The 25,673-nt window shown below is 66.0% G+C and carries 23 protein-coding genes; 9 read left to right on the top strand and 14 right to left on the bottom strand.

Annotation, left to right across the window (positions count from 1 at the left end; all coding sequences use genetic code 11):
* The first annotated feature begins 438 nt into the window (after positions 1 to 438).
* Positions 439 to 1,224 (top strand): response regulator transcription factor, encoded by a 786-nt coding sequence (locus tag BFE01S_RS38260; RefSeq protein WP_042337485.1) that lies wholly within the window; start codon positions 439 to 441, stop codon positions 1,222 to 1,224.
* A 399-nt stretch (positions 1,225 to 1,623) separates the two neighbouring features.
* Here the strand turns inward: BFE01S_RS38260 and BFE01S_RS10845 are convergent, their stop codons facing one another.
* From BFE01S_RS10845 to BFE01S_RS38265, 7 genes are all read right to left on the bottom strand, one after another.
* The gene (locus BFE01S_RS10845; RefSeq protein ID WP_028225503.1) at positions 1,624 to 1,926 is read right to left on the bottom strand and encodes a putative quinol monooxygenase; all 303 of its coding nucleotides are present in this window, start codon (positions 1,924 to 1,926) and stop codon (positions 1,624 to 1,626) included.
* Between the two features lie 24 nt (positions 1,927 to 1,950).
* Positions 1,951 to 2,526, bottom strand: coding sequence for a glycerol-3-phosphate responsive antiterminator (locus BFE01S_RS10850; RefSeq protein WP_028225504.1), 576 nt, complete (start codon positions 2,524 to 2,526; stop codon positions 1,951 to 1,953).
* Between the two features lie 9 nt (positions 2,527 to 2,535).
* Complete coding sequence (locus BFE01S_RS10855; protein WP_028225505.1) at positions 2,536 to 4,086, bottom strand: FAD-binding oxidoreductase; 1,551 nt, start codon at positions 4,084 to 4,086, stop codon at positions 2,536 to 2,538.
* Positions 4,083 to 5,762 (bottom strand): glycerol-3-phosphate dehydrogenase/oxidase, encoded by a 1,680-nt coding sequence (locus BFE01S_RS10860; protein ID WP_028225506.1) that lies wholly within the window; start codon positions 5,760 to 5,762, stop codon positions 4,083 to 4,085. Before BFE01S_RS10860 ends, BFE01S_RS10855 begins: the two co-directional genes overlap by 4 nt.
* 17 nt (positions 5,763 to 5,779) lie before the next feature.
* Positions 5,780 to 7,303, bottom strand: coding sequence for an FGGY family carbohydrate kinase (locus tag BFE01S_RS10865; protein ID WP_028225507.1), 1,524 nt, complete (start codon positions 7,301 to 7,303; stop codon positions 5,780 to 5,782).
* Positions 7,300 to 8,763 carry an MFS transporter gene (locus tag BFE01S_RS10870; RefSeq protein ID WP_028225508.1) on the bottom strand — a complete coding sequence of 488 codons (1,464 nt, stop codon included), beginning with the start codon at positions 8,761 to 8,763 and terminating at the stop codon, positions 7,300 to 7,302. Before BFE01S_RS10870 ends, BFE01S_RS10865 begins: the two co-directional genes overlap by 4 nt.
* A gap of 313 nt (positions 8,764 to 9,076) precedes the next feature.
* Positions 9,077 to 10,177, bottom strand: coding sequence for a DUF3443 family protein (locus tag BFE01S_RS38265; RefSeq protein ID WP_052420856.1), 1,101 nt, complete (start codon positions 10,175 to 10,177; stop codon positions 9,077 to 9,079).
* Between BFE01S_RS38265 and BFE01S_RS45000 the strand changes: the two genes are divergently transcribed.
* Positions 10,158 to 10,553, top strand: a complete 396-nt coding sequence (locus BFE01S_RS45000) for a hypothetical protein (RefSeq protein ID WP_169742619.1) — start codon at positions 10,158 to 10,160, stop codon at positions 10,551 to 10,553. The two genes, BFE01S_RS38265 and BFE01S_RS45000, sit on opposite strands and share 20 nt — an antisense overlap.
* A 4-nt stretch (positions 10,554 to 10,557) precedes the next feature.
* Here BFE01S_RS45000 and BFE01S_RS38270 read toward each other — a convergent pair whose 3' ends face one another.
* The gene (locus tag BFE01S_RS38270) at positions 10,558 to 11,130 is read right to left on the bottom strand and encodes a DUF2844 domain-containing protein (RefSeq protein ID WP_052420858.1); all 573 of its coding nucleotides are present in this window, start codon (positions 11,128 to 11,130) and stop codon (positions 10,558 to 10,560) included.
* Between the two features lie 322 nt (positions 11,131 to 11,452).
* On the opposite strand from BFE01S_RS38270, the gene BFE01S_RS10885 reads away from it, so the two are divergent.
* Positions 11,453 to 12,538: a porin gene (locus BFE01S_RS10885; protein ID WP_028225509.1), complete on the top strand. Its 1,086-nt coding sequence runs from the start codon at positions 11,453 to 11,455 to the stop codon at positions 12,536 to 12,538.
* A gap of 147 nt (positions 12,539 to 12,685) precedes the next feature.
* On the opposite strand, the gene BFE01S_RS10890 is transcribed toward BFE01S_RS10885, so the two are convergent.
* The 4 genes from BFE01S_RS10890 to BFE01S_RS10905 form a co-directional block, all read right to left on the bottom strand.
* Positions 12,686 to 13,972 carry a lactonase family protein gene (locus BFE01S_RS10890; RefSeq protein ID WP_052420859.1) on the bottom strand — a complete coding sequence of 429 codons (1,287 nt, stop codon included), beginning with the start codon at positions 13,970 to 13,972 and terminating at the stop codon, positions 12,686 to 12,688.
* A gap of 13 nt (positions 13,973 to 13,985) precedes the next feature.
* Complete coding sequence (locus BFE01S_RS10895; RefSeq protein WP_028225511.1) at positions 13,986 to 15,356, bottom strand: GntT/GntP/DsdX family permease; 1,371 nt, start codon at positions 15,354 to 15,356, stop codon at positions 13,986 to 13,988.
* A gap of 67 nt (positions 15,357 to 15,423) precedes the next feature.
* On the bottom strand, positions 15,424 to 16,560 hold the full coding sequence (locus tag BFE01S_RS10900; RefSeq protein WP_174464446.1) for a porin: 1,137 nt from the start codon (positions 16,558 to 16,560) through the stop codon (positions 15,424 to 15,426).
* A gap of 144 nt (positions 16,561 to 16,704) precedes the next feature.
* Positions 16,705 to 17,910, bottom strand: coding sequence for an aminotransferase class V-fold PLP-dependent enzyme (locus BFE01S_RS10905; RefSeq protein WP_028225513.1), 1,206 nt, complete (start codon positions 17,908 to 17,910; stop codon positions 16,705 to 16,707).
* A gap of 124 nt (positions 17,911 to 18,034) precedes the next feature.
* Between BFE01S_RS10905 and BFE01S_RS10910 the strand changes: the two genes are divergently transcribed.
* Together BFE01S_RS10910 and BFE01S_RS10915 are read left to right on the top strand one after the other, a co-directional pair.
* Positions 18,035 to 18,952 carry an IclR family transcriptional regulator gene (locus tag BFE01S_RS10910; protein ID WP_028225514.1) on the top strand — a complete coding sequence of 306 codons (918 nt, stop codon included), beginning with the start codon at positions 18,035 to 18,037 and terminating at the stop codon, positions 18,950 to 18,952.
* Between the two features lie 53 nt (positions 18,953 to 19,005).
* Positions 19,006 to 19,482: a RidA family protein gene (locus BFE01S_RS10915; protein WP_028225515.1), complete on the top strand. Its 477-nt coding sequence runs from the start codon at positions 19,006 to 19,008 to the stop codon at positions 19,480 to 19,482.
* 23 nt (positions 19,483 to 19,505) lie between these two features.
* On the opposite strand, the gene BFE01S_RS38275 is transcribed toward BFE01S_RS10915, so the two are convergent.
* Entirely contained in the window at positions 19,506 to 20,468 is a 963-nt protein-coding gene (locus BFE01S_RS38275; RefSeq protein WP_063834414.1) for a LysR family transcriptional regulator, read from the bottom strand.
* A gap of 122 nt (positions 20,469 to 20,590) precedes the next feature.
* Here BFE01S_RS38275 and BFE01S_RS10925 point away from each other — a divergent pair, with 122 nt between their 5' ends.
* The 4 genes from BFE01S_RS10925 to BFE01S_RS10940 all read left to right on the top strand — a co-directional run bounded on the left by BFE01S_RS10925 (position 20,591) and on the right by BFE01S_RS10940 (position 24,849).
* Positions 20,591 to 21,784 carry a M20 aminoacylase family protein gene (locus BFE01S_RS10925; protein WP_028225516.1) on the top strand — a complete coding sequence of 398 codons (1,194 nt, stop codon included), beginning with the start codon at positions 20,591 to 20,593 and terminating at the stop codon, positions 21,782 to 21,784.
* 155 nt (positions 21,785 to 21,939) lie between these two features.
* Positions 21,940 to 23,136 (top strand): porin, encoded by a 1,197-nt coding sequence (locus BFE01S_RS10930; protein WP_028225517.1) that lies wholly within the window; start codon positions 21,940 to 21,942, stop codon positions 23,134 to 23,136.
* A gap of 22 nt (positions 23,137 to 23,158) precedes the next feature.
* Positions 23,159 to 23,557, top strand: coding sequence for a BON domain-containing protein (locus BFE01S_RS10935; RefSeq protein ID WP_042337487.1), 399 nt, complete (start codon positions 23,159 to 23,161; stop codon positions 23,555 to 23,557).
* The gene (locus BFE01S_RS10940; RefSeq protein WP_028225519.1) at positions 23,557 to 24,849 is read left to right on the top strand and encodes an MFS transporter; all 1,293 of its coding nucleotides are present in this window, start codon (positions 23,557 to 23,559) and stop codon (positions 24,847 to 24,849) included. The genes BFE01S_RS10935 and BFE01S_RS10940 overlap by 1 nt, the downstream gene beginning before the upstream one ends.
* 6 nt (positions 24,850 to 24,855) lie before the next feature.
* On the opposite strand, the gene BFE01S_RS38280 is transcribed toward BFE01S_RS10940, so the two are convergent.
* On the bottom strand, positions 24,856 to 25,563 hold the full coding sequence (locus BFE01S_RS38280) for a trimeric intracellular cation channel family protein (RefSeq protein ID WP_084169757.1): 708 nt from the start codon (positions 25,561 to 25,563) through the stop codon (positions 24,856 to 24,858).
* Positions 25,564 to 25,673 lie beyond the last annotated feature (110 nt).

Raw genomic sequence — 25,673 nt, forward strand, 5'->3', positions numbered from 1 at the left:
TCCCTTCGGCACAAAACCCGTGCCGAGTGCATGACGAAATGCGCTTAGCAGCGCACGCAGACATTTTCATTTCCCCATTACCGGCGATACACCCAGCAACCGCGATCGGGAAAAATTCCGGCTTTTCGAACCGGGCGAAGTTTCAGAAGCGCCTGTCGCGCGTTTCGGCACGACACCGAAAGAAGCGCGCCGGCAACGCCGTACTGTGGTGCCGGCAACAGACGGCGCCACGCATTTTATCGAATCATCTTGCGGCATTCGGCGCGACGCACAACGACGGCCGCCGCCACCGCGTGACGCGTCCACGCGAGCAATTCATACCGACAAAGACCGTCATGAGCTTCCAATGCCAACAGCGCCAACAGCGACCGGCTTTCGGGCCAGGAGTCGAGGGGCATGCCACATCGTTCAGCCCACCGAGATTGACAGCATTGCACCATGTTCGAGGACAAGCACATACTCCTGGTCGATAGCCAACCCGACGACCTGTACCTGCTCATCGCCGCGCTGCGCAATACGCGCTGCCGCATCAGCATCGTGTTCGACGGCGAACAGGCCTACCACCGCGCGCAGGCCCAAAAGCCGGATCTGATCGTGATGGACGTGAAGATGCCGCGCATGGACGGGCTCTCCGCCTGCCGTCTGCTCGCGGCCACCCCGGCCACGCGGGGCATTCCCGTGATCCTGCTGACGGGCGCCGACGATCTCGCCACACGTCTGGACGGATTCGACAGCGGCGCGGTGGACTTCGTGACCAAGCCCTACGAGCCCGCGGAGATGATCGCGCGTATCCGCGTGCACCTGAGACGTTCCGCCCATGCCGATGCCCACGCATTGCCGGATCTCGGCCATTCGGCGGACGCCTCGCTCGTGCGCGCGGCGCTTCAGTATCTGGCGGCCAATCTGAGCGATCCGCCTTCGCTCGACAACCTGGCCCGGCGTCTCGGGACGCACGAGAAGCGGCTGTCGCGCGCTTTTCGTGAACATCTGGGCCAGAGCGTGTTCGAGCACCTGCGCGAGAAGCGGCTTGATCAATCGCAATACCTGCTCACTTATACGTCGCTCAGCATTGCCGCTATTGCCGACGAAACCGGTTTTTCGAGCGCGGCGAATTTCGCCACTGCATTCCGGCGGCGATTCCTCAAAACGCCTTCCGAGTACCGGCGGGAAATGCAGCAGAATGGAGCCGGTCAGTCGGAGTCGTTCGAAGCGATAGAAAAATGATGCGTGGCCGCCCGGCGCATTGAATGCGCATTCATTCTTGATTGCACAAAAAAAAAGGACACCCCTGAAGGTGTCCTGAAAGAGGGCTCTACATTTACCTGGCCACAGGCTTGGTCAGCCCCTACCCAGGCCCGGCAAGTGTGCCGTTCAACCCCGACCCGGTCAATCGATTTCCGCGAATGAAAAGAAACGTCTGCGCAATCAAACGCGGCAATTCCGTCAGCTTTCGCTGTGTCATTTTTTAAGGGGATTTAATTCCCTCTTTCGGTTGCCAGTCGAAACATTTTCTATTGGATTTATCACAGCCTACCCGTAGGGAGGGTTCAGTCTTTAATGGGTTGTCATGTCAATGCGCCCGCAACGACCCCGCAAAGAAATGCCCTCTATCCCGGCACCCTCTCACGCCTCGTTGACCATATGGCTCGTCACTTCGCGCCGCTCCAGCAGCGGCACAATGGATTGGAGGCCAAGGCGCTGGAAATGCGCCGTCTCGCGATGCCCGGCAAGTCCGCTCGCGTCGCTGTACTGCTCGAGTATCACGAAGTGGTCGGGAATGGCCGGCGAGCGGAAATAGTCGTAGTAGAGATTCTTCGGCTCGCCGCGCGTGGCCACGGCCAGTTCTCCCAGCAGGGCCGCGACACTCTCGCCATGGCCCGGCTTGACGTGGTAATGCGCGATCACCTGCAAATAGGTCTTCGCCATGAGTCGCTCCTGAAATCGTGCTGTTCAACGTTCGAGTTTCATGTTCCACATCGCGCTCTCGCTCGTCGAAACGGCAATCGCGCCGCCCTTGAGCGCTTCGAGCGCATCCGCCTCGTTGCAGACGAACCCCGAGGCCACGATGGGCGGCAGCGCGCTGCGGTCCTGCTGGGAGAGGCGCGCGAGCATGGGAGCCGGCATCAACTGCACGATGTTCGGATCGCTCTGCTCGAGCGCCTTCACGCTGCGCGGCCAGGTGGAGCGGTCCGTCACGAACACCTTCTGGATCGTGACGAGGCCCGCACGGTTGCCGCGCTGGATCGTGGCCACCCGGGTGGAAACGAGGCTCGTCACGCCGATATCGGCCAGGTACTCCACGCCGCCCTTGTCCTGCGAAAGGCCGTCGCAACTGTCGATATTGACGATCACGTATTTGGCCGCCTTCGCGAGCGCCGCGACCACCCGGTGCAGCTTGCGCAGATCGACGTTCGCGACGATGGCCACCTCCGCCGCGCTCGTCACGAAATCGTCGAACTGCTCTACGCCGTAGAGCGTCGCGATGACCGGATGGCGGGCGAGTCGCGCCCCGAGTGACATATCCATGTAGATCGGTTACTTCGCTTCGTGTTCGAGCGTATCGGTCAGGCCGAGCTTGCCCGGGTTGAGAATGTTCTTCGGGTCCAGCGTGCGCTTGATCGCCTCCAGCAGCGGGAAGGCGCTGCCGAGCGAATCGCGCATGTAGGGCGCGCGCAGCAGACCTACGCCGTGGTGGTGGCTCAGCGTCGCATTGTATTGGATGATCACGCGGTTCGCGGCATCCCACGCGGTGCGATACCAGTGCGCGCGGTCGGCCACCTCTACGTCGCCGCGCAGCGAGAAGTACAGGCAGGCGCCATCGACATAGGCATGCGACTGGTGCGCGGACCCGGCGAGCGTGCCCGGCACCGCGTTGATGGCCTTCACCACGTCGTCGTAGATCCCCGCGAGATCCTTCCAGGGGCCGATCATTTCGAGCGTATCCGCCACGAGGCCGGGACTGCGTTTGAAGCCCTCCGCGCTCTTGCCGGTGAGGTAGCGCGTGTCGAGCCACTTCTCGAAGATCGCGCCTTCGTCGAGTTTTTCGCCGAGCGTTTTGCACACGCGCTCGCTGATCGCGAGTACGGCATCCACCCTCTCGCGCGGGCCTTCGTCCGCCACGAGCAGCACGTTCGTCTCGGGCAGCCCGAACTGCAAGCCGCTTTCGAGTTCGTCGTAGAGCCGCAGCGCCGCCGGATTGGCGCCGCCTTGCAGAATTTCGCGGCACGCTTCCAGGCCCTTCGCAAACGAGCTGAAACCGTAGGCGATCGCACGCCCATAGTCGGGCAGACGGTGCAGCTTCAGGCGCACGCGCACGATCACGCCCAGGGTGCCTTCGGAGCCGATGAAGAGCTGCTGGAGGTCCGGCCCCACCGCCGCGCGCGAGTAACCGCCGAGCGTGACGAGGCGCCCATCCGCGAGCACCACGTCCATGCCGAACACCATGTCTTCGATTTTGCCGTAGCGCGTGGAAAGCTGCCCCGCGCCACGACATGCCACCCAGCCGCCCACGGTGCTGATCGCATAAGAGGACGGCCAGTGGCCGAGGGTCATGCGATACTCGCGCTGGATCGTCTCTTCGAAGATGTCGCCGAACATGCCGGCTTCGACTTCCACGATCTGGCTCTCGCGGTCGAAGCCCAGTAGCCGCTTCAGTCCGCACACGTCCAGCACGATACCGCCGCGCACCGGGAGCGCTGCGCCCGTCACGTTGCTGCGGCCCGCCGATGGCGTGACCGGAATCGCCGCTTCGTGCGCAAAGCGCATCACCGCCTGCACCTGCTCCACGCTCGAAACGCGCACCACGACCGCATGCGGCGTCGCCGGCTTGCCGCCCGTTTCGGCGATCATCGTGCGCGCCCACCAGTCGCGCGTGCAGGCCACCACGTCCGGCGTCGCCACGAGCACTTCGTCCGCGAGCGTGCCGAGCCTATCGATCTGTTGCGCGGTGAGCCGCACCGGGTCGCGCTGGAGACCGGCTTCGGTGCCGGTTTCCTTGAGCGAGGCCGACCATGCGGGCGGTGTAGGCGCACCGACGATATAGTTGCCACGGTTATAGCCACGCTTGATTGCTTCCTTGCTGATCATTCGCTGTCTCCCATCAGAACGGATTTTTCGTGCTCGACCGAAGCGACGTAGTCGCGCACCTGGCTTGCGACTGTGTCGGCGGACAGGCCGAGTTCGGATTGCAGAATTTCACCTACGCGCGCCGCGGCTTGCGCCGACGCGTCGCGTGCCATGAGACGCGCGCGCATGCGGCGCGAGAGCACGTCGTCCACGCTGCCCGCCAGTTCGTGGCGCACGGCATAGAGCACTTCGGCTTCGGTATAGGGCAGCCCTTCGACCACGGGCTTGACGAGGCGCGGGTCGGCCTGAAGCAGATCGCTCACGAAGCGCGCTTCGGTGCCGTAGCGCTCGCCCAGATGCGCGCCCAGGCCGCCCGAGGCGACGATAGCCTGCGCGTCGTAGCCCGCCGCGCCGAGCAGGTAAGCCGAGCGCGTCGAACAGCGGCGATGCTGGCCGATCACCTTCTGTGCCGCGTCGATGGTCTGCTCGGCCATATGGCGCGAGGTCGTGAGCTTGCCGCCCACAATCGTGACGAGACCATCCGGCGCGGTATGTATCTCGTGATTGCGCTTCATCTCCAGCGTCTTGCCGCCCGGCGGCCCCACGAGGGGGCGGCAGCCGGCAATGCTGCCCACCACGTCCTCGGCGCACAGATCGGTCTTGAGCGCGGAGCGCGCGCCCTCCAGCAGGAAATCGAGTTCCTGGCGCGTGCAGTACACGTCGTCGAGATTGCCGTCGTAGTCTTCGTCAGTTGTCCCAAGGTACGAGACGTTGCCCCAACGCGTGATGGTGGCGCGGCGGCTGCGGCCCGGCACGGGTATCGTCACCGTGCAGTCGTTGCGGATCTTCAGCCAGGGAATCGCCACGTGCACGCCCTTCGCGGGCCGGATCTGCAGCGCTGCGGTGTCGCCCTTCCTGGCCCCGCTCCAGTCGCGCAGCCACACGCCCGTGGCCATGATCACCACGCCCGCCCGCACACGCCGCTCGCGGCCGTCCGCCTGCACGATCGCACCGTCCACCTTGCCCTGCCCGTTGCGCGTGAGCTCCACCACCTTCGCGTGATTGACGACCGCCGCGCCGTGGAACGCCGCCGTGCGCGCCAGCGTGAGCGTGAGCCGCGCGTCGTCCACGCGGGCGTCGAAGTACAGGAAACCGCCCTTGAGATGAGCTTCGTTGAAGGTCGGGCAATGCGAAAGCACCTCGGCCTTCGTGAGCTTCTGGTGCAGAATGCCTTCGCGCCAGCCGCCGGCAATGTCGTAGGTCCACAGCAGGCTTTCGAATGCTTTCGCGAGGCGCGGATCGAATACGCCATCCTTCTCCAGCACCGGAAAAAGAAACGGCAGGCGCTGCACGAGATGGCGCGCATTTCTGCGCAAGCGCTGGCGCTCCAGCAGCGAATGACGCACGAGGCCCAGATTGCCCTGCTCGATATAGCGCAGGCCCCCATGCACCATTTTCGACGACTTCGACGAGGTGCCCGAGGCGAAGTCGCTCTTTTCGATCAGCGCCACGCGATAGCCGCGCAGGCTCGCATCGAGCGCCGCGTACGCCCCCGTCACCCCGCCGCCCACGATAACGATGTCGAATGCTTCGCTTTGCAGCCGGTCAAGCTGTTCCGCACGCACGAGCCGAAGCGGCTCGGTTGCGGTCAGCTTCGCGCGTTCGCGATTGGCATTTCTGGATGGCATCCACAGCATGTAGTTCGTTCTCCTGCTCAAGCTTGGTCGAATTGCGCCGCGTGCGCGAGCTCCGCCTCCACGCGGGCGCGCCAGGTTGCGCGGCGGTGCGTGCGGGTTTCCGGCGAGGCATTGGGTTCGAACACCGCATCGGTGGCGAGCGTCGCGCGCGCCTCGTCCAGCGAGTCCCACAGCAGCCCCGAGGCGCCCGCCAGAAAGGCCGCGCCGCGCAGGCTCGCGCGGTCGCTTTCCGCCATGCGGCGCACCGGCACGCCGCACAGATCGGCCTGCATCTGCAGCAGCGTATCGCTACCCGAAAGGCCGCCGCCGACGATGAGTTCCCCCGTCGCGACATCCGCCACTGCCTCGTTGGCCTCCACGCAGAGCGCGACCGACTGCGCGATGCCTTCGAGAATCGCGTAGGCAATCTCGGCCTGCGTGGTGGCAATGGAGATGCCGCAGAGCGACGCGCGTGCCGCGGGTTCGAGCTTCGGCACGCGCAGGCCCGTGAGCGCGGGCAGGAACGCAACGCCGCGTGACGACGCGACCGTGGCGGCCTGGGCGGCAATCGCCTTCGGGTCGTCGAACCAGCGCAGCTTCTCGCAGATCCAGTTCAGCGCGGAACCCGTGGTCGGCACGAACGTTTCGAGCGAGAAGTGCGAGACGCCGCCGTGGCGGCGCGCGGTCATCACGAGCGTGCCGTCGTGGCCCGCCGTTGCGGGCGGCAGCGCCGTGCCGATCAGGAGATCGACGAAGCTGCCGGTGCCGTGCACGCACATCGACTGCCCGCGGTCGAGACAGCCGAGCCCGACGCCGCCCGCAAGCTGATCGCCGGCACACGCGAGAATCGGCACGTCGATGCCGAGCAGGTCCGCGCGCGTGCGGCCGAACGTATCGGCATCCTCGCGCAGCGCCGGCAGCAGGTCCGCGGGAAAGCCCAGCGCGTCGAGCCACGCGCGGTAGTAGCAGTGCCCGGCGAGCACGTAGGCGCTCGCCGAAGTCGCGTTGGTGGGCGTCGTCACGCACGCGCCCTCGTTCGAGAGATGCCAGAGCAGCCACGTATCCATCGTGCCGAACGCAAGGCGCCGCTGGCGCTGCGCCTCTCTCACTGCGGCGGTTTCGCGCAGATGCCCCGCGGCCCACAGATACGGCGAGCGCACGCCAGCGGGCCGCCCCACGCGCTCGATCAGCGTCCGGTCCCAGTCGGGCGCGAGTTGTGCGAGCGCGTCCCGGTGGCGCGTGTCCTGCCACACCATCGCGGGCACGAGCGCCCGTCCGGTGCGCGTGTCCCACAGCACGGCCGTGGCGCGCTGCGTCGCGATGGCCAGCGCGATCACCTCCAGCCCTTCCTGTGCTGCCTGCGCGAGCGTGGCGCGGCACACTTCCAGCGTTTTTTCGAGCGTGACGTTCGCGTCCTGCTCGACCACGCCGGGCTGCGGGCTCTCCACCCGCAACGAACGGTACGCGAGGCACGACACGCGGCCCTTCGCATCGACCACTGCGGCGCGAGTGCCCGACGTTCCTTCATCGATGGCGAGTATGACTCGCTGCTGCTGGCTCATCGCCGGGAATCCTCCATGACCGGGTTGAGGAAGGCGTCGGCTTGACGGTCGTCGCCTTCGAATTGCGGCGCATCGGGCTCGTTATCGGGCGTGACGGTGCTGCGCGTGGGATCCCAGCGGATCGCGAAGCAGATCACGCTCGCGACGCACGGCACGACCGCGAGAATGAGAAACGTGTGTTCGAGCCCATAGCGCTCGCGGAACAACGGAAAGACGAGCAGCCCGAGCGCGGCGCCGATCGAGCCCAGCGCGCCGACCACACCGTTCGCGCCCGCGCGCAATTCGCTGCGAAACGAGAGCGAAGAAAGGCTCTTGCCGTTGGCACCGGGCCCCACCGAGTGAAACAAGATGAAGAGCGACGGCACGACCACGGACATCCACATCGGCAGCTTCGCTCCATAGAGTCCGAGCACGAGCAGCATGGCGAACACGGCGGCAAAGCCGATAGCCGAGGCGCGCCGCAACCCGATCCAGCGGCCCACGAGCGGCGACATGAAACCGCCCGCGATGCCGAACACGTTGAAGAGCAGCGCGCCGAGCGTCGCATAAACGAAGTCCTTGCCGAAGAGCGCCGCGCTGATGAGCGGCAGATACCAGCCAATCGCAAAGTATTCGAGCGACTGGCCGATCTGCACGGTGGCGGCAAGCAAGGTGCGCGGAAGATAGATGCCGCGAAAGATCAGTGCGACGTTCGCGAGGCCGCGCCGTGCCTGGTTCAGCACCGGCACGCGCTCCTCAACCGGAGCGGCGACGAAGCTGCGCCCATAGATGCGGGTCATGGCCGCGGCCGCATCCACGACCCGTTCCTTGCGCGCGAGCCAGGTGGGGCTCTCCACGAGCAAGAGCACCTGGAGCACGAGAATCGCCACGCTGAATACGGCGGTGGCCGCAATCGAATAGCGCCAGATGGCATCGCCCACCTGCCACGAGTGAAACAGCAGCGCGAGCACGAGGTTCAGGCAGACGGCCGTGTACCACATGCCCTGCCACGCATTGAGGCGGCTTTTCAGGTGCGCCGGCGTGAATTCGGCGAGCATCGCCATGGCGATGGCGAAGTCGATGCCATAAGCCATGCCGACAAAGAAACGGCCGGCGAGCACGACTTCGAAGCCCGGCGCGAACATGACGAGCAACGCGCCTGCGAGCGCCAATACCTTCGCGAGCACGAGGGGCCTGACGCGCCCCCAACGGTCGGCCATCCACCCGCCGATGGGATTGAATGCAATGGCCACCCACGAAGCGAACGACGTCATGAGCGCGACTTCGGCCGCGTCGAGACGCAGGTCGCGCGTCATCGGCGCGAGGCCGGCGCTCAAGGCGGAATTGGAGAATGCGTCGAGAAACAGGCCACCCAGTGCGAGCCACCAGATGATGCCGGCGCGGCCGGCTATGCCCGAACAGGAATCGATAAAGGCTATGACGTCGTCGACGCCACGAATTTTGACCGCGATTGTTTGCACAAGCCGTCTCCTGGTTATTTCTGCAAGAGGGCCCATGCAATTGCTTCGCGCATAAGAGACCATCTTACAGATAGTCTCTTATCTAGATCTGCCGACGTAGATTACGGTGTGCGCTGACAGTGTGTCAAGGAATTATTCGGGCGCGGGGCCTGGGGTTTTTATCGAGGCGACCCGGTCTTGACCGTGCGCGGCACCAAGGCTCTCGCATCGCCATGATCGACCCCGGGCAACCTGAGAAATTACTTCGGAGTCCCGTATTTCTTGCCAAAAAAGAAGAATCCGCCTTGCGGCGGACTCTTCCTTGGGTTCTACCTCAAAGCGGACCAATCGCCGTAAATGGCCCCGCCTGCCCCAGCGCGGTTTGCCCCTCGTTGAGCACCGCAATCGATCGCCCAAAGAAGAACGGCAGCCCGAAATCGATGGCGCCCGTATAGCCCGTGCCGGCGATGTTGTTGAACGCCACGTCGCTCGGGTAGCTATTGAAGAGCGTCTGCGCGTTGGCAATCGAAAAGCTCTCGCTGAGCGCCGCCCCGGTAGCCGATGCCATGGAAACGGTCCGGTACAGGGTACCCGACGGGCAATAGAAGTCGTTCGACGACGAGCAGCGCGGAATCGTTACGTCGTTCAGGAAGAAGAAGTTCGAGCCGCTGTCGATGAAGCTGTCCGGATAGAGCGCGCCCTCGTACGTCACCACGTTGTTGAACGTGTTCGGGTCGGTTTGGAGCACCGTGGCGCCGGTCATGGCGTTATTGGTCTGCGTCGCCACGCCGAAATAGAGCGTGCCGGACACGGAAGCCGCCCCCGTGGCGCCAATGGCGGGCAAGCTCAGCACCACGCCGTTATTGTCCTGCGCGAAACCGGCCGCGAGATTCTGCGCCTGCTGCGCCAGCGGTACGGTCGTGCTCTGGCACGTGCCGCCCGCACACGCGTAGTAGGACGACGAAAGCGCTTGCTGAACGCAAGCCGTGCCGCAATCCTGCAAGGCCGCCGACACGCCGATCACACCGTTTTCGCCGAACTCGGCCGGGGTGTTTTCGGATGTGAGCGTGCCGTTGTCGCTGCAATCGTTCGGCACGTAGCCAATCGAGGTATCACCGAAAATCTGCAGCGGCTGCGACGAAGCCGACTTCGGCCCGAGCGTCACGTCGGCCACGCGCATCGATCCCCACGTATAGCCGTCGAGGAACTGTTCGCAGGAGCCGAGCGCCGAGCCGCTCACCGTTTCCTGCGGCAGGGCCGCAAGCAGTTGCGGGCTCAACGCCGCGCTCGCAATGCGCACGCCGGTCGAGCCCGTGTCGATCAGCACGTGGTCGATGGTCTGACACACGTTCGTGCCGGGCGCGCAGATCTGCACGCTGACTTCGGGCTGGTTCGCGCCGTCGCCGGCTACGCCCTTGCCCACCGCGAGCGCCATCGAATTGCCCTCGACCGGGCCGTTCGCGCCGCCTGCCGATGCATTCCCGTTCCCCGATCCGGAGGACGACGCGCCGCTGCCCGACGACGACGAACTGCCGGTGCTGCCCGACGACGACGCACCATTCGCACTACTGGCGCCGCTCGCCGAACCCGCGGCGTTGTCGGTGGCGGAACTCGATCCACCGCCGCCGCAGGCGCTCAACACCATCGCGGCAGCCACGCAGACCGCGGCGAAGTATCCGCGCCCGCCGCCGATCCTGGCCCAGCCGCGCTTCATAGAATTCCAATCCGTTGCGCCCGCACCGATCTCGGCGCACTGCCCCGTTTGCTGTGCCATGTTCGCTTTTTTGTTTTCCGGGCACCACGCCCGTTGAAGATTCAGGTACCCGAAACAATACCCAGTGCATCGGGCTTCACGCCCGCGGGCAGCTTTTGCGGCAGCCACGCAATGCCTGCCGAATAGCGCTGGCGCACGATGGCGCGTGCGGCGAAGGTCCCGCCAGCCAGCGACGTCACGCTATGCGAGCCCAGACCCGCCTTGCGCATCAGCCGGGCGCTCTGCGCCATCTGCGTCGCGTAGCCGGCGCCGAGCAGCGTCGAGAGCTCCGGGCGGCGCGGGCCGCGCCACGCAACGGCGAACACGAGGCCATCCGCGCCCACGTACTCGCGCTCGACCGTGCCGTTGGCGAGCGTCGTCTCGCGCGAGCTCCATGCAAAAGCGCTGCTCGTGGCTGCCCCCGCCGTGCTATCCGTGGCGTGCGCAACTTCCTTCGCCCGGGAGGCCGCCGGCGCCGACGTTTGCGGAGCCGCACCGCCAAGCGTGGGCATACCGCCGAGTTCGGCAAAGGCCGCCGGCGTCACTCCGGTGAACGCGAAAAGCACGAGCGCAGCGACAAACGGCAGACGGCCTCGGGCGGCGCCTATGCGTCGTACCTTTCGCTCGCATTTCATGAAAGATTCTCCAGACAAAAGTCGTCGGATTTTAACCAGATATCCGGGAAACGTGTATCTGGCCTTTTACGGTAGATGGGGAAAACCCGCGCGCGCCGGCAGGCACGGCCTTTTGGGCGCCTGGCGAAACATGGCGCCCGATAATCGGAAGTCAACTCCATGTTGCGGCAGGACGACACCCGAACGATTTAATAACAACACTTAATTTAATGGAAATATCATCCCGTCCGTTCGGTCGCCGGAAATTGCCGGCGTATTCGATTCAATTGCAATGCTGGCGATTGCGTACGCGCAACGCCGGCGAACAACGTCGGGGACACACATGAAGAAAACAGCAGTTGCGGTCGGCGCCGCCCTCCTTGCCCTCTCGGCTCAGTCCGCCTTTGCGCAAAGCTCGGTGACGCTGTACGGCCTCGTCGATACGACGGTGCGCTACCTCACCAACGCCAATTCGAACAACGACGGCCAGGTCGCCATGGGCGAAGGCGTCGAAACGCCGAGCCGCTTCGGTTTGAAGGGCACGGAAGATCTCGGCGGCGGCACGTCGGCGATCTTCAAGTTGGAAAACCAGTTCCAGCTCTGGTCGGGCAAACTCGACAACAGCAGCAACCAGCTGTTCCAGCGCAATGCTTACGTCGGCCTTTCGAACACGCAGTACGGTACCCTGACGCTCGGTCGCCAGCAAACGCCCTTCTTCGAGATGATGGGCAACATCTACGATCCGCTGACCGTTGCCGACTTCTGGCAGGACAGCTGGGCGTATAACCCGGTCGGTCCGTTCCTGTTCACCAACAGCTCGATCAAGTACCAGAACGACTTCGCCGGCCTGCACGTGGAAGGCATGTACGGCTTCGGCGGCGTGCCGGGCAGCACGGGCGAAAACAGCATGTACGGCCTGACCGCTTCGTACACGCTGGGTCCGGTCCAGGCCATGGCGGGCTGGCAGCAGAACGACGTCTCGGGCAAGAAGTTCAACATCGGCAACCTGGGCCTCGTCTATACCGTCACGCCGGACATCAAGCTGCTGGCAGGCTGGCTGCACTCGCAGGATCAGACGGGCACGGTCGATCTGGCTGAACAGCAATCGGGCGCGCCGTCGCTCGCGCACGTGAGCCCGAACCGTATCGACGACAACTTCTACGTGGGCACCACGTGGCAGGTGACGGCACCGCTGGCGCTCACGGCAGCGGGCTACTACGGCCACGCACGCAACGCGGAGACGCTCGACGGAACGCTTGGCGTCGGTATCAACTATTCGGCAACGCTGCTGGCCGAGTACTCGCTCTCGAAGCGCACGGAAGTCTACGGCACGGTGGACTTCACGCGCGGCACGGGCGCTTACCTCGCGGACTACCCGGGCCGCAACAACCAGACCGGCGTCGCTGTCGGCCTGCGCAACATCTTCTGATCGCGCGTCCGGCCAGGCGCCGGACCTGTGGTGACAGAGGCGAACCGCACACGCTTTTTCGGCGTGTGCGGTTTTTTATTTCCGATCCGAAAACACGCAGCCGTTCAGCCGCGTATCCGACCTGTACCCGGGACCTGCACCCGAGATCTATACCGCGGCAAACGCGATATCCGAAGGACTGCCCACCGCGACATACGTGCCGGTGAAGCGCAGCTTGCCGCTTGCCTTGTCGGCCGCGAAGATGGCGATGTGATCGCTGCGCTGGTTCAGGGCGTAAAGGAAACGCCCGGTGGGATCGAAGCGGATCACACGCGGATAGTCGCCGCCGGTGTGGATTTCGCCGATCCAGTGAACGCGGCCGTCCGCCCCGATGCCGAACTGCGCGATCGTATCGTGCAGCCGGTTGGCCACGTAGATGAAGCGCGCATCGTGCGAAAGCATGATTTCCGATGCGAAACTCGTGCCTTCGTAGCCCGCGGGCAAGGTCGAAACCGACTGGAGTTGCGCCAGCGTGCCGCGCGCGGCGTCGTAGCCGTAAGTCACGAGTGTCGAGGCCTCCTCGGTCACTTCGTACAGGTAGCGGCCGTTCGGATGGAAGGCAACGTGGCGCGGCCCCGCCCCCGCCGACGCCGCGACGAAAGGCGGATCGTTCGGCGCGAGAGCGCCGCTCGTCTCGTCGAACTTCCACATATAGGTTCGATCGACGCCCAGGTCCGTCGAGATCGCAAAGCGGCCGTCCGGCGACGGCACGATCGTATGCGCGTGCGGACCGTCGTGGTCGCTGATCGCGAAGCTGCCCGGCACGCCTTCGGCCGCATGCTGCGCGCCCGCGGGAGCCTGCGGGGCCTGCACGGAAACCGCTTCGCCCAGCGTGCCGTCACCGCCCACCGGCAGCACCGCGACGCTGCCGCTCACGTAGTTCGCAACCAGCAGGAAACGGCCGTTGGGATGCAGGCTCAGATACACCGGCCCCGCACCCTGCGAATTGACCGTGCTGAGCTGGCGCAACGCACCCGTGCCCGGTTCGATTGCGTACGAACTCACCGAACCGTTCGTCGTGCCGTTGTAGTTCTTCACCTCGCTCACACTGAAGAGAAAACGCTGTTGCGCGTCGATGGCAAGCGCACTCGGATTCTCGATGCCCTGCACCGGCTCCAGCGCGTCGAGCTTGCCCGTTGCGCGATCCACGCGAAAGCGGTGGATACCGAGCCCATGCGGTGTGTAGGTGCCGACAAAGGCCATGAGTGCCTTGCCGTCCTGCGCCGCTTTCATGGGCGCCGCGGACTTGCTCGCTGCCGCCGCGCGCGCAGGCGGTGCGCCGGCGAGCGTGCCCATGGCCGAAACTGCCGCCATGGCACTCACGCTCTTCAACCACACGCGCCGCGCCGACGAACCGGGAAAACCAGGAATCTCGAGTTGCCGAACCTTGCTCATCGTTTGCTTCCTCCTAAATGACGACCGAAAGACCCAGCGTGAACGCCAGCGCCACGACGGAAATGATCGTTTCGCAGACGGTCCACGTCTTGAAGGTCTGGGCCACGGTCATGTTGAAGTATTCCTTCACCAGCCAGAAACCGCCATCGTTCACGTGCGAGAGGATCAGCGAGCCCGCACCCGTTGCCAGCACAAGCAGTTCGGGCCGCACCGCCGAAGCCGTGCCGGCAGCCGCCGCCGCGATAGGCGCGAGGATACCCGCGGCAGTCGCCATGGCCACGGTGGCCGAACCCGTGGCCACGCGAATCAGCGCCGCCACGAGCCACGCGAGCAGCAGGAGCGGCACGTGAGCGCCCAGCGCGACATCGACGATAGCCTTCGAAGTGCCGCTGTCGATCAGGATACGACCGAAGCCGGCCCCCGCGCCCACAACGAGCGTAATGCTCGCGGTGGGCGCGAGGCACTCGTTGGTGAACTTCAGGATCGCGTCGCGCCCGAAGCCGCGCGCCGTGCCGAACGTATAGAAGCTCAGCAGCACGGCGAGCAGCAGCGCCATGTCGGGATGGCCGATCAGGTGCAGGAAGTCGTTCGCCTTCGTCTTCGGCGCGACCAGCAGGTCGGCCCAGCTGCCGAGCAGCATCAGCACCACGGGCAGCAGCACCGTGAGCAGCGTGATGCCGAAACCCGGCAGGGCCTGCTTCATGCGCGCCTGCCCCTCTTCGACGAACTGTTGTGCGAGCGGGTTCGGGCCTTCGAGCACGACCATGCGGTTGGCGAACCCCGAGAACAGCGGCCCCGCGAGCACGGCGGTGGGGATGCCGACAATCAGCGCATAGAAAATGGTCCGGCCGATATCCGCGTGATAGGCGGTCACGGCCAGCAGCGCGGCCGGGTGCGGCGGAATCAGTCCATGCACGACCGAAAGCCCGGCGACCATCGGAATGCCCACGCGGATCATGGAGGTGCCGGTGCGCTGCGCGACGTTGAACGCAATCGGAATCAGCAGCACGAAGCCCACTTCGAAGAACACCGGCAGGCCGACCAGAAACGCAATGCACATCATCGCCCAGTGCACGTTCTTCGGCCCGAACCGTTCGATCATCGTGCGCGCGATGCGCTCCGCGCCGCCCGATTCGGCCATCATCTTGCCGAGCATCGTGCCAAGACCCACCACGATCGCGATGTGGCCGAGCGTGCCGCCCACGCCGGTTTCGAACGACTTGAGTATCGACGCCATCGGCATGCCCACCGCGAGCGCAAGCACGACGGACACGCCCATCAGCGTGATGAACGGATTGAGCCTGAAGCGCGCGATCAGCACGACGAGTACGACGATCGCCACCAGCGCATAGACGAGGAGCAGGCTGCCCTGAACAGTCGCCATAGGGATTCCTGAAGAAAAGTAGGGAAAACCGCCGCGCGCGGCGCATGCCGCACGCGGTGGCGCACGATCAGAACTTGTGGCGAATGCCTGCCACGGCGGCGATCTGGTTGCCGCTGCTCGACGCCTTGCCGATGCCTTCGATCCAGGCGTTCATGCCATTGGCGCGCTGGTAGATGCCGTTCAGGTAGAGGTCGGTCGACTTCGAAAGGAAGTACTCGCCGCCCAGTGCGATCTGGTTGTAGTGCGCATCGGGCGCGCTCGCCGCGCTGCTGTTCTGGCTCGTGTAGATGTAGCCGAGCGAGACCAGGGTGGCCGGCGTGAACTGGTAGCGCAGGCTCGCCTCGTAGTTCGCGAAGCGCAGCGTGCCGCCCGAAATAATCTGGAACTGCGAGTTCGTGTACAGCAAGGCGAGCGTGGCCGGGCCAAACGTGTAGGCGCCGCCCGCGCCCCACACCTGATTGCGCTTCACGTTGCTGATGATCGAAGAGCCGGTGCCGTAGTAGTTGTCCGAAGGCGCTGCCCCGGCGGTGTTCGAGGCCGGGTTGTTCGTGAGCGAGTACGCAGCGTCGAGGCGCAGCGGTCCCGACACATAATCGGCGCCCACGCTCCACGCGCGGTTATTGGCGAACTCGCCCGGCGTGTTCGAGAACGCGTACATCGCGTTGGCCGTGAGGCCGGCAACGGTCGGCGTGGTGTACTTCACCGCGTTATCGGTACGGTACGTGTTGTTCAGGTCGTCGTTGTCGTACACCGCGTTGGCGTACTGGCTCAACGCGCCCACGCCGTTGATCTGCAGGTTCGAGAGGTAGTCCTGCACACTGTTGTACTGGCGCCCGAGCGTGAGCGTGCCGAAGCGGTCGTTGGCGATGCCCACCCATGCGCTGCGGCCGAACATGCGGCCGCCCTGCCCCAGTGCGCCGGTTTCCGCGCTGAAGCCGTTTTCGAGCCGGAACAGCGCCTTCGTGCCGCCGCCCAGGTCTTCGGTGCCGAGCAGGCCCCAGCGCGAGCCCTGCACGTTGCCCTGGGTCGCCTGCCAGGCACTGTGGCCAGCCTGATTGCTGGTGTAGGTGATGCCCGCATCGACGATGCCGTACAGCGTGACGCTGCTCTGCGCCCACGCGCTGCTCGCGCCGAGGGCGGCACCCGCGCCGGCGATACCGACTGCACCGGTCACAAGCGCTGTACGAACGAATTGTTTTTGCATGATGGTTTCCTCAAGCCGTAGAAAGACCTCGCGATGAAGGCTGCATCGCGATATAGGTAGTAGTACTAATTTGAAACGACGAACGTGAAGCGCCCAGCCCGATGCCGGGCCGCGGTGCTTCCCGCCTTACCGCCCGGTTACCACTCAGTCAGGCCAGCGCAGGCGCGCGGCTTGACGTCTTGCATCACGCTGATGGAACGGCGTGACGACAGGCTCGCTCGCGCGCTGCGCATGGCCGATTTCCTCGACGAGCCGCTCGGCAACGAGCTGCGCTTCGCCCGGATGCAGATTGCACGGATCGAGAAAGAAGTAGTTGAGCTCGGCCTCGTGGTCGCGGGCGATCACGGGCCGCGCATCGCCGCGCGGCCGCGCCAGCGCATCGACGAGATCCCAGGCGCTGATGCGCGCGAGCTTCGTATCGACCGACACGCGCAGGCGTTCGAGCGGATTGCCGGTGGGATCGGGATCGAGGGTGGCCGTGAAACCCGGCAGGCCGTTGAGCGCATCGCGCCACAACTGGAGATAGCCACGCTCGCGTTCGCGCACGGCCGCGTGATCGCGCGTGCGCCAGGCTTCGAGTGCCGCGATCGCGCCGGCAATCCCTTCCTTGCCCACCTTCATGCCGCGGCCAATGCCGCCGTTCTGGAAATACGCGGCCCGCACGAGCGCCTTGCGCCCCGCGACGATGCCGGCAGTTGGGCCGCCCAGGAACTTGTGCGCCGAGTACAGCACGATGTCCGCGCCCGCCGCAATGAAACGCCGCAGGTCGTATTCGGAAGCGGCATCGACGATCACGGGCACGCCCTTGCCGTGCGCGACGGCAATGAATTCTTCCAGGTGGATCAGGCCGTAGCCGACGGTATGATGCGAGACGACGAAGAGCGCCGCGGTGGTGCGTTCGCCGATGGCCGAGGCGAGCTGGTAGCCGTGCGCCTCGGTGGCGGCGCCCACCGGCACGACGCGCGCGCCCGCAAGACGGATGGCCTGGTCGATCGGCGCGCCGTAGTTGACGAGATGCCCGGTCTGCACGACGACTTCGTTAGCGAGGCCCGCGGTGTCGGGCAGCCGCTCGATGAGGCCGGGGTCGTCGCCCGTCATGGTGGCGGCGATGGAGAGCGTGATGGCGGCCGAACAGGAGGCGGTCACGTAGCCGCTTTCGGCGCCGCAGGCGGCGGCGATGGCAGCCGACGCCCTGCGCTGGAGATCGTCGATCTCGACGAACTGCGACAGGACGCCGGCAACGGTTTCGATCACCTGCGGGCCGACGATCGAAGCCCCCAGGCTCGTCATCGTGCCGGACACGTTGATCACCGGGCGCAAGCCGAAACGCGAGCGGATATCCAGTGTCATCACCATCGCCTCCGAGTTTTATTCCGTAATTACGAAATATATGCTTTAATTACGGATCAGTCTAACATAGAACAAACGCGGGTCAACTGGTCAAAATTGACCCGCCCAGCATCAGAGGAAACCGATGACACGCTCGTCCCCGTCGCCGCGAGCCGGCCGCCCCGCGGCCGCGGCTCATCAGAAGACCGAACCGCACGCCGCCTCCAACGCCGGAGAAAACGGCAGCGCGGAGAGCCCCCAGGCCCCGGCCAGCGCGCCGCGCACCCGCACGAACGCCATCGAGCGCGTGGTGCAGATCCTGGATGCGCTGCAGGAAGCCGAACGCCCCGCCACGGCATACGAAATCGCGCGCACGGTCGGCGCTCCGCTCTCCACGGTCTACACGATCATCAACGACCTCGTGGAGCGAAACCTGCTCTCGCGCGCGGCGGACGGCACGCTGTGGCTCGGCTCGCGCCTGTACGGCTATGGCCTCAGCTACGCGCGCTCGCTCGACTACATGACGGTGGCCACCGAGGAGATGCAGCGGCTCTCGGCCGAGGCCGAGGAAACCGTGCAGATCTGCGGGCTCGTGGAAGGGATGATGGTCGTGCTGCAGATGGCCGAGGGGCCCGGCCACTTCCGCGTGACTTCGCGCGTGGGCAGCCGCGTGCCGCCGAACTGGACCGCGTCGGGGCGTCTGCTCGTCGGCCATCTGCCCGACGACGAGCGCCTTGCCTTCTTCAGCCGCTACACCCGGCCTTCGCCCACGGGACGCGCCGAAACGCGCATCGAAGTACTCGCGAAGAACGCGCGCGACGCGCTCGATGCGCGGCTCTCGATCCAGATCGGCGAGTCCGACGCGTCGGTGGCCTGCCTCGCCGCACCCGTGATCGACAACGCGGGCGTGTGCGTCTTCACGATTTCCATCGTGATGCCCGAGGTCAAGGCCGCCAAGGGGGCCGAGCCTTACGCCCAGGCCGTGCGCGAGGCCGCCGCGCGCATCGAAACGCGTCTTGGCTGGCAGTACCGCCGGCACGAATCCCAGGAGCCGTCCGCCTGAACCGCGGCCGCCGTCCCTTCACTGACTCTTAAATCGCACTCCTGAACTTCTTCATGGCATCCGATCCGACGACCTGCTACGACCGTCTGCTTCACCGCGGCCTCGCGCTGCCTCAGGTGCCCGCGCCGATCGGCAACTTCGTGCACTGCGTACGGGAAGGCGATCTGCTGTTTCTCTCCGGGCAAGGCCCCGTCAATGCCTGCGGCGAGCTCATGACCGGCAAGGTGGGGGCGACCGTGAGCGCCGAGCAGGCGTATGACCACGCGAAGCTCGTGGGCCTCAACCTGCTTTCGGTGCTGCATCAGGAACTGGGGGATCTGGGGCGCGTGCGGCGCATCGTCAAGCTGCTCGGCATGGTGAACGCCACGCCCGATTTCGCGGAACATCCGCGCGTGATCAACGGCTGCTCCGATCTTTTCGTCGATATTCTCGGCGACGCCGGACGTCACTCGCGCTCGGCCGTGGGCGTGGGGTCGCTGCCGGGCAACATCACGGTGGAGATCGAAGCCGTGGTGGCCGTGCAGGACTGAAGCGCGCACCGCCGCCGGCGGCTTCAGCTACGGCGGCTCAACCGCCGGTCGATCCCCTCGCGGCCAACGCCCTGCCGGTTCGACGCCTGCCCCATGCGCCGCCGGGCGACTTCGAGAATGCAATCGACGAAGTATTCAGCGGGACGCGTGAGTTGCGCCTCGGGCGGCGAGTACAGGTAAAGATGCAGCGGCGGCGGCGGCTCCGGGAGATGGAGTTCGACAAACGAACTACCGAGCTGCGTTTCTTCGAGCGAATGGCGAGTCCACGCGAACACCGCGTCGGTGCTCAGCGTCAAGGCGTAGAAGAGCGCGTACGAGGTGCAGCGCGTCACGCGACGCGGCGGCTCGAGCTGCGCACGCTCGTACATCGCGCGAATGTAGAGCGGGTAGTTGTCGGTCACGTCGGTGTGGATCCACTCGGCTTCCTGCAACGCTTCCAGGCTCGCCGCGCGGGCAAACGTGCCCGTCGCGCGCGTCACGAACACCGATTCGAACGAGAACAGCGCCTGCACGGACCCGGCGCCGTCGTCGGGGCGAACCGGAAAGGCAGCAAACGCAAGATCGAGGGTCCGGTTGCGCAACTGCTCGCCAAGCTGATGAAAGCCTAGCTCGCGAAACTCGATCGAGACGAGCGGCCAGCGCCGCCGGAACTCGGTGAAGGCGTCGGTGAGCCCGGAGGTGCCCGCAATAGGCGTCACCCCCACCAGAAGCTTGCCGTCGCGCTGCCCCTTCAGATGCGCGAGATCCTCCTCCGCGCGCTCCATTTCGCGCACCACCGTATGCGCCCGTTGCAAAAGCGCCGCGCCCTCGGCCGTGGGTACGACGCCCCAGGGGTTGCGCTCCAGCAGCCGCACGCCGAACTCGTCCTCCAGCTCGCGTATGGCCTTGGTCACGGCCGGCTGGGTAACGTGCAGCCGGCGCGCGGCGCCGTTGAGGCTGCCGGTAGCCGCAATTTCGACGAGCGCGCGCAACTGGTGAATTTTCATAATGCGGGTGATATTACCATTGGTTATCGGCATTCGAATTTTTGCTTTTTTATTTCGACCGATCGTCCTTACGCTTGGTCTCCAGAAGCCGTCACCGCCCACGGCCATGGAGACCCCAGCACATGACGCAGGACTACGCCCCGCTGCTCGCCGCCCTTCGCGAGTCGGAACACCGGTTCATCTCGATCCGCCACGATATCCACGCCCACCCCGAACTCGGCTTTGGCGAAACGCGCACCGCGCAGATCGTTGCCGAACAGCTTGCCCAATGGGGGTATGACGTCACGACCGGCATCGGCGGCACCGGTGTGGTCGGGCAACTGAAGCGCGGCGGTTCGTCCCGCGCGATCGGCCTGCGCGCCGACATGGATGCGCTGCCCATTCAGGAGGCCACGGGCCTGCCCTATGCCAGCACCGTCGCCCAGACCATGCACGCGTGCGGCCACGACGGCCATACCGCCACGCTGCTCGCCGCCGCGCATCACCTCGCCACCCAGGCGCAGTTCGACGGCACGCTCAACGTGATCTTCCAGCCGGCCGAGGAGGGCCTGGGCGGCGCGGCGCGCATGATCGCCGAGGGCCTGTTCGAGCGCTTCCCGTGCGACCGCGTGTACGCGCTGCACAACGCGCCGGGACTGCCGGTGGGCCACTTCGCGGTGCGCCACGGCTGCATGCTGGCCTCCTCCGACACGGCGACCATCACGATCACGGGCCGCGGCGGCCACGGCGCCATGCCGCATCTCGCCTGCGACCCGGTAGTGGCCGCAGCGAGCATCGTGATGGCGCTGCAAACGATCGTCTCGCGCAACATCGAGGCCACGCGCGCGGCGGTGGTAACGGTCGGCTCGATCCACGCGGGCACGGCCGGCAACGTGATCCCCGCGAGCGCCACACTCCAGCTCTCCGTTCGGGCGCTCGACAGCGAAACCCGCAACACGCTCGAAGCCCGCATTCGCAGCATTGCGGAATTGCAGGCGCAAAGCTACGGCGCCACGGCCGCGGTGGACTATCGCGCGATCTCGCGCCCGCTCGTGAACGAGCGCGAATCGACCGAACTCGCCATCGAAGCCATCGAGGCCGTGGCCGGCAAAGCCGCGCTTTCGATGATGCCCGAAGCGGTGATGGGCAGCGAAGACTTCTCGTGGATGACCGAGAAGCTTCCCGGTTGCTACGTACTGCTAGGCAATGGCGTGGGCCAGGTGGGCGGCTGTGCCGTCCACAACCCGGCCTACGACTTCAACGATGCGGCGCTCGCCTGGGGCGCGGCATGGTTCGTCGCGCTCACGGAACGCTATCTGAATCTGAAGCGCGATTGACAGGGTGTTATCCGGCGGCGGCGCGCATCCACTTCTCGCCCCCTGCGCGACGCCGCTCATTTCCCGCAGTGTCTGACCAACCTAAAGAAAAGAGCCCATCAATGTCAGCAAGCAGCATCCTGCCGTCTCCATCCGCCCGATCCGGATTGCCGCGCATGCGGCTTGCCCGCACTGCACGGGGTTTTGCCCGCGGCGCGCGGGGTCTTGCGTATGCGAGCGCGCTCGCCGCCGCCAGCCAGGGCGCGCGCGCCGATTCGCCCGCTCTCTTTCTCACCGACTACTTCCAGGGCGTGCCCTACGCCACGAGCGCGGCGTACACGCCCGGCGTCACGCTCTATGGCGCTGTAGACCAGTCGGTGGGCTTCACCAAGGGCGCGCAAACCGCCTTCGTGCAGCAAAGCGGCGGCGAATGGACCTCGAAGATCGGCCTGTACGGTGTGGAAGATCTGGGCGGCGGCTACCGCGTGCGCTTCGCCCTCGAAAACGGCTTCAATGCGGCCGACGGCCAGCTCGGCACCGCGAACACGATGTTCAATCGCGAGGCGTGGATCGGCATCGGCTCTTCGAAGACGGGCGAACTCAAGCTCGGCCTGCAGGACGACGTGGGCGTGCCGCTCTTCATCGATGTGTTCGGTCAGGTGGGCACGGTTTCTTCCGTCGCGTATCTCACCGCGTGGACGTATGACCTGGGGCCCGGCGCGAGTTACGAAGCCGCGCGCCTGCAGAACGCGATCAGCTATTCGTCGCCGTGGTTCGGGCCGTTCAATGCGCAGGTGGCGCTCTCGCTGCACGACGCAGGCTCGAACGCACCCACCATCACCACGCGCGCGGTCGCGTTCAACTACTACGACGGCCACCTGTTCGGCACGCTGAGCTATCTGGGCAATTACGGCCTGAATGCGCTCACCACTTCGCAGTACGTACGAACCGACAACTTCGCCGCAGGCCTGCTGTACGACGGCGGCCACTACGTACTCTCGGCCGGCTACAGCTTTCTCGCGCCGCGGCTCGAAGGCGACCGCGTGGCCTCGCTCTATACGCTCGGCGCGCTGTACCGCTACCAGAAGCGCAACGACTTCCGCGTCGAACTCGCGTATCGCACGGTCGGCGGCTGGGCCGACCACTCGTACGGCCTCACGCTCGGCTACGACTACAACCTCTCGCAACGCACGGCGTTCTACGTGCGCGGCGCGCTGATCCGCAACACGGGCTCGGCGCCGACCTACGGGCGCTACCCGTCCGAGCAGCCCACGGTCGACAACATCACCACCAACTACACCGGCGCGAACGGCGAGACGCAGTTCTATCAGGCGCCGCATCTGGTGCTCGTCGGCATGTACCACAAGTTCTGATATTCGAGAGAGGAGATTCGACATGACCTTACGACCTGCCCATCGCCCCCAGCGCGCGCTGGCCTGGCTGGCCGCCCTGCTGCTCGCGACCTCGGGCCTCGCCGCGCATGCCCAGGGCGGCAGCGAAGCGAGTGCCGCAACCGGCGCGTCGTCGTCGCCCGCGCCCGCCGCTTCCGCGCCCACGGACCGCCAGCTTGCCGCCTCGGTGCGCCATGCGCTGCGCGCCGCGCGCAAGCAGGGGCTCAAATCGACCTATATCCGCGTGCGCGCCCGCAACGGCGCCATCACGCTCACCGGTATCGTGGCGAGCCAGGATCAGATTGCGATTGCCGCCTCGGTCGCGCAGGGCGTGAGCGGCGTGCGCTCGGTCACGAGCCGCATCGAAGTGCGCGACGGCGAAGGACTCAAAGGCAGCCAGTGATGCACACCGCCTCTCACCACGCCGCTGCGACGCGCAGCACGCCCGGCCGCCGCACGACGGTCCTTGCCGCCGCGCTCGGCAACGGGCTCGAGTTCTTCGACTTCACGGTCTACAGCTTCTTCGCCTCGATCATCGGCAAGCTGTTCTTCCCCGCCGGCGACGAACTCGCCTCGCTGATGATGTCGCTCGCCACCTTCGGCGTGGGCTTCGTCATGCGGCCGCTCGGAGGCGTGGCGATCGGCGCCTATGCGGACCGCGCGGGCCGCAAGCCCGCGCTGCTGCTCACCGTTTCGCTGATGGCGCTCGGCACCGGGTTGATTGGTCTCGCGCCCTCGTATGCGCAGATCGGCATGGCGGCGCCTGCGCTGATCGTGTTCGGGCGGCTTTTGCAGGGCTTTTCGGCGGGCGGCGAAGTAGGCGCGGCCACGACGCTGCTGATGGAAGCCGGCAGCGTGGGGCGGCGCGGCCTGCTCGTGAGCTGGCAGATGGCGAGCCAGGGCGGCGCGGCGCTGGCGGGCGCGCTGATCGCCGTGCTGCTCTCGAAATCGCTCACGCACGAGCAACTGCTCGCATGGGGCTGGCGCGTGCCGTTCCTGATCGGGCTCGCCATCGGCCCGCTCGGGTTCTATCTGCGCAGACGCCTCGACGAGTCGCTGCCCGCGGCCCACGCCGCGGCCAATGCCCAGCCGGCGCCGCGCACGCGCCTGCCCCTTCGGCAGATCGCCGCGGGCACGCTGCTCGTCATAGGCGGCACGGCCACGATGTACACCATCGTGTTCTTCCTGCCCGCGTTTCTCTCGCTCACGCTCGGCATGCCGACGGCCACCGCTTCGCTGAGCGGCTGCGCAGCCGGCATCGTCTTGCTGATCGGCTCGCCGTTCGCCGGCAAACTCGCCGACCGCATCCCGCGCCGCAAGCCGCTGATCGGCGTGGCGTCCTGCGTCTCGCTCGCGCTGGTGTTTCCGGCTTTTCGCGCCATCGCAGCCTGGCCCGCCGTCGGGACGGTTCTGCTCGCCGTGATCGTGCTGATCGGCTTCATGACGCTCACGAGCCCGGCCGGCTTCCTCATGATTCTCGAAGCGCTGCACCCGCAAGTGCGCGCCACGTCGCTCGGCATCATCTACGCCCTTGGCGTGACGCTCTTCGGCGGCTTCGCGCAACTCGCCGTGGGCGCCCTGTGGCGCGCCACCGGCAGCTTTTATGCGCCGGCGTGGTACGTGTCCGGCTGCGGGCTCGTGAGCCTCGTGGGGCTCGCGCTATTCAAGGAAGGCGCGGTCGAAACCGCGCGGTGAGCGGGCTCAGGGCTTTTTGGTGTCGGCCTCGCCTGCCGCCTCGTGCGGGTCGCGCTGCGAGTCCGGCGCCCCGTGCTGCTGCGCCCTGTGCGCGAGATCGCGCGTATGAAACGAAGGCAGCCGCCAGCCGTAGTACAGCGACGAGAGCCGTAGCAACACGCACGCGAGGGTGCCCACCCAGGGCGTCCAGAACGAAGACCAGCCGAGATACGTGAGCCCCATCTGCAAGCCCGCGCCCAGCAGCGCCGCCGAGGCATAGATCTCGCGCTCCAGGATGGCGGGCACGCGCGAAAGCAGGATATCGCGCAGCACGCCGCCGCCCACGGCGCTCACCATGCCGAGCACCACGGCCGTTTCCGCGCTGTTCGTCCAGATCCACGCTTTCTGCGCGCCGGCCACGGCGAAGAGCCCGAGGCCGATCGCATCGAAAAACAGCACGGGATGACGCAGGCGCCGCACCTGCGGATAGGCGACGATGGTGAGCAGCGCCGCGACGAGCGATACGGCCAGATAGGCCCAGTTCGAGAGCCCGGCGGGCGGAATGGCGCCGATGCAGACATCGCGCAGGATGCCGCCGCCGCATGCCACCATGAAGGTCACGACGATGATGCCGAAGAGATCGAGCCGCCGCTGCCGCGCGGCCACCGCGCCGGAAATCGCGAAGGCGAACGTGCCGATCAGGTCGAGCGCCGTGTAGGCCGTGTGAGCGTTCATATGCGCACTCACGTGCGTGCCCAGATCGACGTTCATGTGCCCTCGCGCAAGACCGCGCTTCCGTTGCAAAGCCGGCGGGGGCCGGCGACGCATCGGAGTATATCCAGACG

This window comes from Paraburkholderia ferrariae NBRC 106233, from assembly GCF_000685035.1.
Classification (GTDB): domain Bacteria; phylum Pseudomonadota; class Gammaproteobacteria; order Burkholderiales; family Burkholderiaceae; genus Paraburkholderia; species Paraburkholderia ferrariae.

Coding starts and splice junctions, on each gene's coding strand:
- BFE01S_RS10925 (WP_028225516.1), top strand. CDS start 20,591: ATGACGCAGGACTACGCCCCGCTGCTCGCCGCCCTTCGCGAGTCGGAA.
- BFE01S_RS10905 (WP_028225513.1), bottom strand. CDS start 17,910: ATGACACTGGATATCCGCTCGCGTTTCGGCTTGCGCCCGGTGATCAAC.
- BFE01S_RS38280 (WP_084169757.1), bottom strand. CDS start 25,563: ATGAACGCTCACACGGCCTACACGGCGCTCGACCTGATCGGCACGTTC.
- BFE01S_RS10910 (WP_028225514.1), top strand. CDS start 18,035: ATGACACGCTCGTCCCCGTCGCCGCGAGCCGGCCGCCCCGCGGCCGCG.
- BFE01S_RS38270 (WP_052420858.1), bottom strand. CDS start 11,130: ATGAAATGCGAGCGAAAGGTACGACGCATAGGCGCCGCCCGAGGCCGT.
- BFE01S_RS38275 (WP_063834414.1), bottom strand. CDS start 20,468: ATGAAAATTCACCAGTTGCGCGCGCTCGTCGAAATTGCGGCTACCGGC.
- BFE01S_RS10935 (WP_042337487.1), top strand. CDS start 23,159: ATGACCTTACGACCTGCCCATCGCCCCCAGCGCGCGCTGGCCTGGCTG.
- BFE01S_RS10890 (WP_052420859.1), bottom strand. CDS start 13,972: ATGAGCAAGGTTCGGCAACTCGAGATTCCTGGTTTTCCCGGTTCGTCG.
- BFE01S_RS10860 (WP_028225506.1), bottom strand. CDS start 5,762: ATGCTGTGGATGCCATCCAGAAATGCCAATCGCGAACGCGCGAAGCTG.
- BFE01S_RS10845 (WP_028225503.1), bottom strand. CDS start 1,926: ATGGCGAAGACCTATTTGCAGGTGATCGCGCATTACCACGTCAAGCCG.
- BFE01S_RS10885 (WP_028225509.1), top strand. CDS start 11,453: ATGAAGAAAACAGCAGTTGCGGTCGGCGCCGCCCTCCTTGCCCTCTCG.
- BFE01S_RS10865 (WP_028225507.1), bottom strand. CDS start 7,303: ATGAGCCAGCAGCAGCGAGTCATACTCGCCATCGATGAAGGAACGTCG.
- BFE01S_RS10900 (WP_174464446.1), bottom strand. CDS start 16,560: ATGCAAAAACAATTCGTTCGTACAGCGCTTGTGACCGGTGCAGTCGGT.
- BFE01S_RS10855 (WP_028225505.1), bottom strand. CDS start 4,086: ATGATCAGCAAGGAAGCAATCAAGCGTGGCTATAACCGTGGCAACTAT.
- BFE01S_RS10850 (WP_028225504.1), bottom strand. CDS start 2,526: ATGGATATGTCACTCGGGGCGCGACTCGCCCGCCATCCGGTCATCGCG.
- BFE01S_RS10895 (WP_028225511.1), bottom strand. CDS start 15,356: ATGGCGACTGTTCAGGGCAGCCTGCTCCTCGTCTATGCGCTGGTGGCG.
- BFE01S_RS10940 (WP_028225519.1), top strand. CDS start 23,557: ATGCACACCGCCTCTCACCACGCCGCTGCGACGCGCAGCACGCCCGGC.
- BFE01S_RS10915 (WP_028225515.1), top strand. CDS start 19,006: ATGGCATCCGATCCGACGACCTGCTACGACCGTCTGCTTCACCGCGGC.
- BFE01S_RS10930 (WP_028225517.1), top strand. CDS start 21,940: ATGCGGCTTGCCCGCACTGCACGGGGTTTTGCCCGCGGCGCGCGGGGT.
- BFE01S_RS38260 (WP_042337485.1), top strand. CDS start 439: ATGTTCGAGGACAAGCACATACTCCTGGTCGATAGCCAACCCGACGAC.
- BFE01S_RS38265 (WP_052420856.1), bottom strand. CDS start 10,177: ATGGCGCTCGCGGTGGGCAAGGGCGTAGCCGGCGACGGCGCGAACCAG.